The organism is Chloroflexota bacterium (assembly GCA_018648225.1).
Lineage (GTDB): Bacteria > Chloroflexota > Anaerolineae > Anaerolineales > UBA11858 > NIOZ-UU35.
In genome coordinates, this window is sequence record JABGRQ010000162.1 from 1 (window position 1) to 11664 (window position 11664).

The window sequence follows — 11664 nt, forward strand, 5'->3', positions numbered from 1 at the left end:
ATGCTCGAATTCCCTTCGCGGTGCGCTTTGGCGGCGAAACGGGGGCCTTCCCGATACAGGAGCACATCCCCGCCGCATTGGCGATCGTCTATCAGGCGGTGGCCGATTTGTATGGGGAACGCGTTCCGTTGGAAGAGCTGGTCACACGCAAGCGGCTCGCGCGCGAACCCGAGGAATACACCGGCCAATCGGAGCCCGCCAAAGCTGCGCTGCAGTTGCGCGCTGCCGGGATCGATGTGCGCGTCGGCCAGCGCATTCCGATGATCTATATTAAAGGAAGGAAGCCCGGTGTTTCAGCCTGGGGATTGCCCGAACGCCCGCAATGGCAGCAGGTCGACAAAGCCCGTTATCGCGACTTACTGATCCGCTCCGTCTTCCAGGTGCTGCAGCCGTTGGGGATGAATGAAGGCGATCTCGCCAGCCTGGTGATCGGCGGTGGGTATCAACTCGCGCTCTGGCCGGAAGAAGAAACATGTGAAGGGGAAGCAGGCGATGACGACTCCCTCACCGACGAACTCTTTGGAGACAGCACACATACTGGGAGAATGGAATGACCACCAAAGACAAGAACACAGAAGTGAAACAATCGACAGCCTCACAGCAACGCGTGGACGCGTTCAGTCGTGAATTAGCCCTTGTCCTGCGACGCATCACGGATCGCACACCGGAAAGGGGATCCGATCAACGGCTGCCAAACCCCGTTCCCGAACCCCCGCGCGTCGCACAGGAGAATGACGATGAAAAGCGATGAACTGCAACTACCCCAATCCGCTGGAGAGTTATCCAGAGATTTATCCGGGATGTTCACTGCCAATCCAAACCAGATCGACCAAAAAGTGTGGGCTGTTTATGTGCGCATTTCGCGTGAAGACAAGCGCCGCTATCAATATTCCAAAGATACCCAGCCCGATGAGGCTGAGGCCTATGCCCGGAAGCACGGTTCGGGAACGGTGGTGATCTACAAGGATTGGGATTATTCCGGCAAGAACAGCAAGCGCCCGGAATTCCAACGCCTGCGCAAGGATATCATCGCCGGGCGCGTGGACGTACTCGTCATTCCACGCCTGGATCGCTTGTATCGCAATCTGGAATCGCAACTGCGCTATATCCGCTTTCTAAAAAACTACAACGTCGAACTGGTCAGCCTGACGGAGCGCATTGAAATGCATACCTGGTGGGGGCGGCTGGTGTTGTATGTTTTGGGTGCACTGGCAGAGATGTATGTCTGGCAGACCAGTGAACGCACGCGCACGGCCCTGACGGCGCGTTTGCGCAGCGGGCTGCCGAATGGCGATCTGCTGCTGGGTTACTGCAACGGTCTGTGTTCTACCTGCACGGATCCCAACGGGGGTGCGTATTGTCCCTTGTTGGGTGGGTCGGATCGGGCGGATAGCCAGCGCGGGCGCATTGCGGTGCCGCATCCAGTGGATCGCTATGCCGCGGTTTGGATTCACAACAGCTACAGCCAGGGCATGAGCGACAAGGAAATTGCCGATTACCTCAATTATCATGATTTCATCCTGCCAGATGGGACGCGCGTCCATTTCCGCACCCGCGGTCAAAAACGGGAGCGCAAATTACCCTTAGTGGAGCAGAACCGCCGCTTCAAGCGCGACAGTATTCGGGCGATTGTACGCAATCCGTTCTATGCCGGGATGGTGGCACGCTACCCGCGTCCGGATTTCAGCCTGGAAGATAACCTGAATCACCCCGATCAAATTCGCGCGCCCCGCCCGGCGCAAAATCAGCGAGAAATTCAGGAAATGCACCCGGGACTGCATCAACCCCTGATTGCGTTGTCGCTCTGGAAGGAAAATCAGGCCCAGCGGGAAGGCCGCTACCGCACCCCAAACAGTCAGAAGCGAAAAGCCCGGGTCTATGCCCTGACCGGGGTGGGGCACTGCTGGGAATGCTATGATCAGGAGCAACGTTTGGAAACGCTGCGCGGCTCATCGGATAAGGGCAAGCAGCAGTACCGTTGTGCGATGACGTTGAAAAGCGTGAAACGAAATGCGTTGAATACCCCTGATGCTCCCCGGTTGTCATCGGAATCGCTGGCGATGGAAGCCCATTCGATTCCTGGCAAAAACAAGGTTGTCAAACGGCATAAGCTGCTCCGCGCCGAGAAACTCGAACTACAAGCCGATCAATGGATGAGTCGTCTGGTGATTCCCCCGGACTGGCATGATTGGATCGCCGCCTACTACCTCAGCGATGATGGCATGGCCGAATTTGAGTATGAAGGTCATAATCTGCGCCAGGCAATGGATCGCTATCAGCAGCTCTATCTGGCCGGGCGGGTTTCCAAAGCCGAACTGGATGTCCAGACTCAGCATCTGAGCCGTCAATTGGAACGTCTGCGGCCATCGGTGCAGCGGGAGGCGGCGGAAATCCAACCTTTTTTGAGCGATTTCTCCGCCATCTGGTCCCAGATGACCAATGCGGAACGCCGCCGGATGTTGGGGTTGCTCTTTGCGGGGTTGTATTTTGATCGCGAAGGTGAACTGCGCAAGATTGCCGCGCACTCTCCTTTTGACAGCCTGCTTGGTTTACCCGAGGGTGGGGCAATCCTTGAACGCTGACGCCTCCAATGAAAACACCCTGTTCGCAAGTCGCTACAGGGTGTTTTTATATTATTCGCATGCTGGTTTGGGGTTCGGTCTGCTCACTTGAAATATTTCTGCAACAGCATCAGAATGGCATCGGATACCTGACGGCGTTCCCCTGGATTCTGGATGCGGGCGACAGCCACGGCAACTTCCACCGCTTCCGGAGGCAGGTTTTCAGCCGACTCCGTATGGATATCAAAGGCTTTGATGCGCGGCCAACCGGCCATCTCAATCAATTCGTTCGGATCAAGTTCAAAGTGATTACCTAACTGGATACAGGCTGTCAGCGAAGGTCGTTTTCCGCCACGAATGCGGTTGATAGCCTGATGGTCCAGACCTGATGCCAAAGAAGCTTCGCGATATGATTCTTTGCGCTCGGCCATCAATTCCATCAGCCGATTCACCAGCGCCGGATGGTCATAGGTCTTCGTCCGCGCTTTGCGACGTTCTTTGATACTGGGAACAACACTCATGTGGGCCTCCGTCAATGTAGCGTAGTGCGCTACAATCTTGATCGTCTATACTATCTGTAGGAGCCGAAGTACCAACAGCGGCTCTGACGGATCAAATTATACACGTTTAATCAGGAGGCAATTTACATGGAAACACAAATCCCCCATCTCAGGGCCGTCGGCTACCGACGCGTCTCGATGAAAGAGCAGGTGGATGGCCACAGCCTGGCGGCTCAGGAGGCTAATATTCGCCAGTATGCAGCCCAGCAGGACTGGGAGCTGACCCAAATCTACACCGATGCGGGTCACTCTGCCAAGCAGGGCAGTTATCGTCCAGCGTTAGACCGCTTGATGAAAGACGCCCAAAAAGGCCGCTATGATATTGTGGTGGTCGACAAAATCGATCGCTTCTACCGCCATCTGAGTGGTTTGCTGGTGGCGCTTGATCTACTCAATCAGCACGGTGTGACGTTTGCATCGGTCAAGGAAAAACTGGATTTCACGACCCCCTGGGGCAAGTTGATGCTGACTGTGTTGGGGATGCTCGCAGAAATATATTTGGATAATTTGCGCCAGGAGACGATCAAGGGCAAATTGCAGCGCGCACGTTCTGGTTTGTGGAATGGCAATATCCCTTTTGGTTATTGCCGCGGTCTTTGTTCCAAATGCACGGATCCGAATGGAAAAGACTATTGCCCGGAATATGGGCAGGTGGATAAAAGCGATGGCAAAGTACTTCATCCCCACCCCATTGAGAAATGGGTCGTTCAGAAGATATTTAAACACTATCTCAGCGGGGAGCATTCGGATGCCTCGATTGCGGAAATCATCAATGCAGGCAGCCACTGTTTACCGGATGGAACACACATTCCCCTGCGGCACAAAGGCATTCCGGGGCGTATTCCGCCGGGCAGTTTCAGCCGGGATACCGTACGCGGCATTCTGCAGCGCATTTTCTACACCGGCATGATCCCATACTACGGGCGTGACAAAAACGGCAAATCGAATAAACGCAAACCACCCCGGCTTTTTGATGGTTTGCATCCGGCACTGGTGGATGCGTCAGAGTTTCAGGCGGTGCAGGAATTACGCAGAGAACGAGCTAGAATTCCCCATGAGCGTACTGCTTGCAAGGTGCGTGTGTACCCGCTGACCGGTGTGCTGTATTGCGCGGCGTGTGGGGGACGCTTTCGGGGCAGTTCGTTGAATAACCGGCGAATTTATCGGGACTCCCACCAGGTGGAACGCACTCATGACTGTTCGCAACCCTCGCTGAAGGCATCTTATGTGGAACGCAGCCTGGTCGGGCTATTGCAGAAAACCCTGCTCTCAGCCGAAGTTACGGAAGGGATGCTCTCTTCGCAGTTACAGTTGGAGGAGGCCCAGGAACGTCGTGAGCGGGCCAATATTTTGTTCCTGGCGGGCGAAATTGACAAGGCGATGTATGATCGCGAGATTGAGAAATGTGAATTTGTGCGGGAGACCTTGCTTTTTTATGGTACTGATGCTAAGATTGCATCCGTTAGCGAAGTGCTCGACCAATTGAGAGATTGGCAGGCATTGTCGGAAATTAAAAAGAAAAGGCTCTTTCGACTGGTACTCGAAAGAGCCTACGTGCAAGGCAACACATTTGTGGCAATTCAACCTACAGTTGTGTTCGCGCCTTTGCTGAATCAATATTTCCCAAATGGGAAACAAAGATGTAGCTGCGGTCCCGACGGGGGTGGACACCACCCGAAGTAATTCAGGGCACACAGACCCCCGTGGACACGCTTTTAGGACAACCTAGGCGATGGCTGCACCATTTGTGCAGCTTTTTTCGTTTAAAAGACCTTATTTTCTCTCAAATCCAAACTGAGATTATTGTACATCCCCCCGTGTAAGAAGTCAATATTGATTTTGTATTTCCCCAGGTGATTCCCCTACATATTTCGAAGCATTTGCGTGTCAGGCAGCCACTTCCAAACGGTGAGGCATGAGTTGATAGCCCATCGCTCGCATGATGGCATTGATATTATCCAATCGCGGGTTACCCTTTGCAGAGAGCGCTTTTTGCAAACCTTGGCGGGTCATACCGATTTCGGCGGCCATATTGGAAAGTCCTTTGACACGCGCGATTACACGCAAAGCCGAAAGCAAGGTAGCCGAATCGCCATCCTGGGCGTAATCAGCAAAGATTTCGTTTAGAAAGTCTTCAATTTCATCAGGGTGATCGAAAAAATAATCAATACTAACTTCATTAAGTGTCCGGTACTCAGGCATGGCTCAAATACTCCTTCCAATAAGATTGGGCTTGTTGAATATCGCGACGCTGGCTGTTTTTATCGCCACCGATTAGCAAGACCACGATTTTGTCACCGTCCTCACCAAAGTATACGCGATAGCCTGGGCCAAAGAAGAAGCGTAGTTCGTGTACGCCTCCACCTACCATCTTATAATCACCGTAATTCCCGCTTTCAACTCGCCACAGACGTTTGAGAATTCGCCGTCGGGTGCCAGGGTCGCTCAGGCCGTTAATCCAATGGGTAAAAGGCTCTTTGCCCGCCGCATCGCGGTAGATAATGACAGTTTTGGAGGATACAGCATTAGGCATATGTTAACCTACTTGATAGTGAGTATATCACCGCAAATTATAGTTTGCAATAGTGCAAACAGAGTCTATCCGACAATCCATTTATTTCATTTGGCTGTACGATCTGATGGTTTCACATTACCACAACACATCTGGTGAAGGAGAGCCCAATAGATCGTCGTGGTCATATAACAGTTTTGTGCGAGCTTCAATACTATTCGATAGTGCTTCCGCCAGGCGCAAAGATCGCATCGCTTCTGTATGGCTGAAATAGGTTAAATAATTGCGCGCCAATTCGACTTCCCCAACCTGGTACAAAGTGAGGGCCGTTTTTTCAATCCCTCGTTGCTGCTGGATAAGCCTTGCTTCAAAGGCATCCAAAGTCTCGGTCACTTCGGGTAAGAACTTTTCGTGATGCTGCATTATAAGGTAAAAAAGACGCTTGAAGACACGAAATGCGGAACGGGTGGATTCGATCGATTGGGATACAGATGATTTTTGTTTTGGGGAATCTGAGTCAGGAGAAATGAATAAAGCCGATTCATCCGCGGTCAGGTAGCGGTGCTTTTTGAATTCGGGTGGAATGTCGCTAGCCCCCAAATAAAATGGCACAAAGGGAGCTGAAATAGCAGGGCCTTGTGCGTGCCAGAGAACGCCAAGCTCTGGATGAATATCCGGACGTAATTCAACGACCTGACCATACCCAGCCGTGTCACCCGTCAATTTGGGTGTGCGTAATGCCCACATCATGTCGCGCAAAGTGAGTTTTGGGGAACGATTAGCGCGTTTCCATAACTCATTGGAAATCCAGGCAACCCCAGGCCATTCCATTTTCCCATCGCCATAAACGTGATTGATGTTGAATGGCTCGCCCATTGTGGGATGGTACCACCCTTGTTGAATCGCAAAATTAATCAGGTTGGCTGAACCAAGATAGTTTGGGTTTTCTGGATAATCTGGTGGTATTTCGCCAATATAGCCAGGCCGAGAGACGCGGATGTCGTCTGGCCCCAGCCTTTCAGCCGCCCACAGCCCTTGCCCCCCGGCAAATTCAATCACAATCCAGCCTTCATTGGCATCAGCAATCATGTGTGAGTTCCCCCCATAGGTTGCATATCCATACTGACCAATCAGATCACCGATGATTTCAACGCCTTCCCGGGCAGTTGTGGCTCTTTCCAGTACAATTCGGGCTAAATCGCTGTAATTAAGACCTGTTTGGTTCTTCGGAGTGATCTCCCGCAATTCTCGACGTGATGGAGACCAAACATCACGAACAGCTACGTGGTGTTCATTTATCCCGCCATTAATCAGCGGGGCTGGCAATCCTTTGTAATACGAGTAGTGTGTAGCCATATATTTGGCCGTTTCTGCCACTTGTGGGATTTGGGTAAGTTCCCCTGGGAAATCGGCCTTATTGGTGACTCCTACAGTGATCATTGTGCCAATTGGATGGCTTCGTGATGGCACAATCTCGAGCCAATGGCTCGAAGGTTCATCCCCATATCCCGCCAAAAACGCATGACCAGCTTCGCTTAGATTCTTACCCACATAAATGCAGTAGCTCATAGATTGTCCTCTAAGGAAATGAATAACTGGCGTGCATCACGGCAGATTTGGCAAAGGCATTGACTTCTAGAGCGCTGAAGACCATGGTTCTCCCTACTCCCCCTCTGAAATTGGTTTCTGCGCCCAGGCTTCGACAATATTGAATTCAGACCCCAGGATGAAATCGCTGCCTTTTTGCTCCATTTCTCTCTGCAAGGCTCCCATGCCTTCATTAAATTGAGTATCCGAGAGATGTGCCAATACCCCAGGGCGCGTGTTGCCAACACCACTGGCTATGCGCAGCGCCATGGGTTGATAGAACAAGTGCCGTTTAACATCCGTCTCAAATCCCTGGTTGCGGAGCCGGTTGTAAAGCATATACAGATTCCAGGTGTGGCTGGTGACCCATTCCCATGCGGATGGGAAATAGCGATACACCCAATGCGCGGGCATATCCTGCGGAAGGACATCGGTAAGATACCATACGCCCCCCGGCTTCATCCGCTGCCAAACTTCTGCAATCAGTTCTTCGGGCGATTGCTTTGGGAGCATGCCATCCCAAAGCGGATATTGGGTGATCAAAACATCCATGTGCTCAAGCGGCTGATCGAAGAGTGCCTTGAAGGGGATAGTAGTATAGTTGGCTTTTGGCCAGCGGCGCAGATCGATTGGCAGTTCCATTCGCTGCGGGGTGATTACCTGGCAGATGGTCTCAACGGCGATACCTGTATTCCGCTGCAACTTCAACGCCTGACTGACACCCGATGCAATTCGTTTGTCTGCTTTAGGCTCCAAAGGCGAGTGGATCACAAAGGGTAGCGCCACCCCCTGTTCCGGAGTCTGAGTGATTCTCTCCAATTGGGGAAAGGTCAACAAATCAACGTGTTTCTCACTCCAGCGGGGGACGAAATAGCCCAGTTCACGCTCTTCCATGATTTCCATGCTGCGAAATATGGGATACAAGAACGCCTTGGGTTGTAAGGCCACCAACCGGTTTTCGACCACATCCACCCACACCTTGCGAAGCATCAAACGTAATAAATCGCGCCGGTCCGCGGGCTCCGCCCGTCCCCAGGTTTCATGCAAGCTTTTCACTACCTGGATCGTACTTTTCAGCCCATCCAATTGATCGTAGGTGGGGATATTATCCAGTTCGCGCCGGATGCGTTCCGATTCCCTTCTGTAGAGATCAATATCCTCCTCGAAGTCGCCGCCAATATATAGTCGTTTCAAACGCTTGCGCTGGGCTTCCAACTGCTGGCGTTTTCTGCGAATACTGGATAATTCTTCGTCATCACCAATCTGATGACGAATTTCTTGCAGCCAATCTTCTGGTAATTGGATCCCTTCGATGATCGCGTCCATGTAGGCATCCACCAGTTCTGTGCGAGTCCCCAAGCGCTGATGGGGACAGTCGAGGTAACCTCGCTGGTAGGACATTTCACGGTAGTAGGTGCCCGCATCCGCACCCTGTGATCGCAAACTGCGCTGGCAGACATCACAACGCGCCAGTTGGGAGAGCAAATAGACCCGGAACGGTTTTTGCACCGCTCGGGAGGAAGAGCCATGCGAATCGCGCACCATTTTGCAGCGCATCCAAAGTTCTTCCGAAATAATCGGGGCATGCAGTCCATCAAAGAGTTCTGTTTGGTTGGTCGGATGCGAGCGGTAGACGACCTTGCCCATATAGAACGGATTGCGCAGCATTTGAGCGATGGAGTCCTTCGAGAAGCGTCGGCCTTTACTGGTTCGATAGTCGCCAGTATTCAGGATTTCGGCGATTTCCTGATAAGTGTATCGACCGATGGCGTAATTTTCAAACGCCATGACAACAGCTTGCGAATTCGTTGCGTGAATTTCAGGTGGGTCTTTCGGCCCACCGATATGAGTATAGCCAAAGGGCGCAAAGGAAGCATTATACAAACCCTGACGGGCACGCTCGTGTTTCGCCTTGGCGGTGTGCATGCGCAGCAGGTCAACATAATATTGATTCATAGCCGCCAGAATGGTTAGGAACAGACGACTACTTGGATCCGCAAAATCAAAATCAGGTTCTTTGACCGAAGCAAACCCAGCCCCATTTTTCCCCAACAGCTCCAGCACCTCGAAGGTTTCATAAATCGAGGAGCGCGACAGTCTGGACAGTTCATGCACCAGGAGCACATCACATTCTTGCGCCTTGACCACGGTCAATGCCGCATCAAGCTGCGGGCGATCCATGCTGGTGCCTGACACTCCGCCATCAATGAATTCGTTCTTCACGACCCAACCCCGAACTCTGGCATACTCTTTCATCTCATTAAGCTGGGCTTCGATGGAAAAGTGTTCGTCCGAGGCTTGTTCTTCGGTTGAAACACGGGCGTAAAGGATTACTTCCTGTGGGTTTGAAGTCATGCTGTTCTCCGAATCGTGACCCCTGAAGGGGATAGGGTTGATTTTGTCTCCATTTTAGCCTATCTTCCAGTCAGGTCATCATTCAATTTCAGCTTTCCTTCTTTATCCTTGTCTTGGAGCTTGCGATTTAATTCCATCAATTTCTGCAGAAACGCTTCAGTTTGGCGCTCAATCTCCCAGGCAGATTCTTCTTCTGGTGGGTTGGATGGTTTTGTTGACGGTATGCTCATGGCAATAGGTTCCCTCTTGGCTCAACGGTTACCGGTTGTCCATCCAACTTTAGTTTTGGATGCAATAGTCAATTCGCGGCGAAATTCGCAGATACATTCGCCAGCAGCCGCAGAGATTTCTATGTTCTTGTCTTTGGTGGTCATTCCATTCTCCCAATATGTGTGGTGTCTCTAAAGAGTTCGTCGGTGAGTGTTGTAGCCACCGATCATCTCACGCGGCATAATTCGGATACAGAAGCTCCAGCAGTTCTTCCCGCAGGCTCTTGCGCAGGTTTTCCATCTCCCAGCGCAGGCTTTCGATCTCACCCTTGAGCAGCACGTTCTGCGCTTGGCTGGCTTTGACGATATCTTCGAGCTGCTGGATGCGCTGGCTCTGATCGAGCACGCTGCCTTCCAGATGAAAGCTGGCCTTCTCCTGCTCCAGGTTCATGCACAGCAGGATGCTGGTAATCGGCAGGGGATGTTTGGCTTTCTCCGCCGCGGGGACATGAAACTCGGCCTTGTTCCACAAATCGTCGAAGAAGGCTTTGTCGTCACGCAGCAGCAGCGCCCGCCGCATTTCGGCGAACAGGGTGCGCTCCAGCTTAAATTGCTGGGAAAAGGGGGGCAGGGTGTGGCCCATGGGTGGTTCCTGTGTGTTGAAGAGCGGATGAATATTCCAGTTCACGCGTGTTCCTGGCCAAGGCAACCCCCAGGTATTCCAGCGGCGGACGCGCCTGAGCGCTGACAAACACCCGCGCGTGTTCACTCAAACGCTGTAGCTCCAACTGGCACGCGAAGAAAAGCGGATCCCTGCGACGGCGCAGCGTTTCGTCTGCAAAACGCGCCAGCAGATCGCTGACCAGCAGCGGAGTTGGGTCGGGGGTCAGTTCGCTAAGAAAGTCCAGCAGTTGGGTGACGGTTTCGGCGCGGGCGAAGAAGATGCGCTCTTCGAGAATCCAGGCATAGTGCTGCCCAACGCGCCGGGCCAGTTCATAGGCCAGATCGTAGAAGGGTAGGCGGTTGCCGCATACCAGCAGACGTACGCCGGTGGTGAGCGCCAACTCAATCGTCAGATCAAAACTGAATGAAGGGGGGATACGATAGATCGTGCCGAGGGGGAGTTGCGCCAGGGGTTGCATGCCCCCTACCATAACGGAAACATGCGTTCTAGTCTATTGTCCGGGGGACTATTTTAAGGGTGAATTAAGGTCTAGTCCCCCGGACGAGGCAGATATGAGGGGTGGGGGAGGCGATGACCGGCAGATATGGGTCATTCCAAAGAATGGACTTCATCGAAACTGCTGAAATCCCAGCGCCTGAGCATGTAGCGCAGTTGATGCCGCCCGCGCACCTGGAACTTGCGTAAGATTTCGCGCATATGCGCCTTGACGGTGGTCAACGAGACTTCCAGTTTTTCAGCGATCTCTGGATTGGAGAGCCCCAGACAGGCCAGGGCGGCGACTTGCTGCTGGCGCTGGGAGAGTTCCTGCCAGTGACGCATATTCTGACTGGTGGTTTGATACTGCTCGATGGCGGCTTTTTTTAATAGTATCGCGGCCAGTTCTTCCAGGCTGTATTCCTGCCCTTCCGCTAGTTCCCCCAGCATGGAGAGCAGCTCTTCATCCGCAGGGATCGCCAATATCGGTTGCGTCGGCTTTCGAGAGAGCCGCAGGTGGTCAAAGATGAGCTGGAATCCGGTGGTCATGGGCGCAAGCATCCTGGATGATATGGGCAAATAGAATATATGTTCTATTATAGCATCGGTATGCGCTCCGCGCAAAACAAATTCCGCTTGCTGTTAGCCGAATGCGGGGAAAGAACGATTGTCTAAATCGATCTAATGACAGACAAATGTAGTGCCGTGTTATACTTCTTCA

Annotated in this window: 13 protein-coding genes; 4 read left to right on the plus strand and 9 right to left on the minus strand. The window is 52.5% G+C overall.

From position 1 onward, the window contains the following. The 3 genes from HN413_15260 to HN413_15270 all read left to right on the plus strand — a co-directional run. The coding region (locus HN413_15260) for a hypothetical protein (GenBank protein ID MBT3391756.1) at nucleotides 1-554 on the plus strand (554 nt) is incomplete at its 5' end. Continuing rightward, entirely contained in the window at nucleotides 551-751 is a 201-nt protein-coding gene (locus HN413_15265; protein ID MBT3391757.1) for a hypothetical protein, read from the plus strand. The genes HN413_15260 and HN413_15265, both read left to right, overlap by 4 nt. Continuing rightward, complete coding sequence (locus HN413_15270) at nucleotides 738-2582, plus strand: recombinase family protein (protein MBT3391758.1); 1845 nt, start codon at nucleotides 738-740, stop codon at nucleotides 2580-2582. Before HN413_15265 ends, HN413_15270 begins: the two co-directional genes overlap by 14 nt. An 83-nt stretch (nucleotides 2583-2665) precedes the next feature. Here the strand turns inward: HN413_15270 and HN413_15275 are convergent, their stop codons facing one another. After that, nucleotides 2666-3082: a helix-turn-helix transcriptional regulator gene (locus HN413_15275; protein MBT3391759.1), complete on the minus strand. Its 417-nt coding sequence runs from the start codon at nucleotides 3080-3082 to the stop codon at nucleotides 2666-2668. Nucleotides 3083-3208: 126 nt separating this feature from the next. On the opposite strand from HN413_15275, the gene HN413_15280 reads away from it, so the two are divergent. Next, the gene (locus tag HN413_15280; protein ID MBT3391760.1) at nucleotides 3209-4804 is read left to right on the plus strand and encodes a recombinase family protein; all 1596 of its coding nucleotides are present in this window, start codon (nucleotides 3209-3211) and stop codon (nucleotides 4802-4804) included. A 204-nt stretch (nucleotides 4805-5008) separates the two neighbouring features. Here HN413_15280 and HN413_15285 read toward each other — a convergent pair whose 3' ends face one another. The 8 genes from HN413_15285 to HN413_15320 form a co-directional block, all read right to left on the minus strand. After that, nucleotides 5009-5323 carry a putative addiction module antidote protein gene (locus tag HN413_15285; GenBank protein ID MBT3391761.1) on the minus strand — a complete coding sequence of 105 codons (315 nt, stop codon included), beginning with the start codon at nucleotides 5321-5323 and terminating at the stop codon, nucleotides 5009-5011. Continuing rightward, nucleotides 5316-5654, minus strand: coding sequence for a type II toxin-antitoxin system RelE/ParE family toxin (locus HN413_15290; protein ID MBT3391762.1), 339 nt, complete (start codon nucleotides 5652-5654; stop codon nucleotides 5316-5318). The genes HN413_15285 and HN413_15290 overlap by 8 nt, the downstream gene beginning before the upstream one ends. Before the next feature lie 117 nt (nucleotides 5655-5771). Further along, nucleotides 5772-7202, minus strand: a complete 1431-nt coding sequence (locus HN413_15295; GenBank protein MBT3391763.1) for a dipeptidase — start codon at nucleotides 7200-7202, stop codon at nucleotides 5772-5774. Nucleotides 7203-7295: 93 nt separating this feature from the next. After that, complete coding sequence (locus HN413_15300) at nucleotides 7296-9575, minus strand: recombinase family protein (GenBank protein MBT3391764.1); 2280 nt, start codon at nucleotides 9573-9575, stop codon at nucleotides 7296-7298. Nucleotides 9576-9634: 59 nt separating this feature from the next. Then, on the minus strand, nucleotides 9635-9805 hold the full coding sequence (locus HN413_15305) for a hypothetical protein (GenBank protein ID MBT3391765.1): 171 nt from the start codon (nucleotides 9803-9805) through the stop codon (nucleotides 9635-9637). 211 nt (nucleotides 9806-10016) lie between these two features. Next, nucleotides 10017-10427, minus strand: a complete 411-nt coding sequence (locus HN413_15310) for a hypothetical protein (GenBank protein ID MBT3391766.1) — start codon at nucleotides 10425-10427, stop codon at nucleotides 10017-10019. Next, the gene (locus HN413_15315) at nucleotides 10390-10926 is read right to left on the minus strand and encodes a hypothetical protein (protein MBT3391767.1); all 537 of its coding nucleotides are present in this window, start codon (nucleotides 10924-10926) and stop codon (nucleotides 10390-10392) included. Before HN413_15315 ends, HN413_15310 begins: the two co-directional genes overlap by 38 nt. Nucleotides 10927-11057: 131 nt before the next feature. Next, nucleotides 11058-11492, minus strand: a complete 435-nt coding sequence (locus HN413_15320) for a response regulator transcription factor (GenBank protein ID MBT3391768.1) — start codon at nucleotides 11490-11492, stop codon at nucleotides 11058-11060. Nucleotides 11493-11664: the final 172 nt, after the last annotated feature.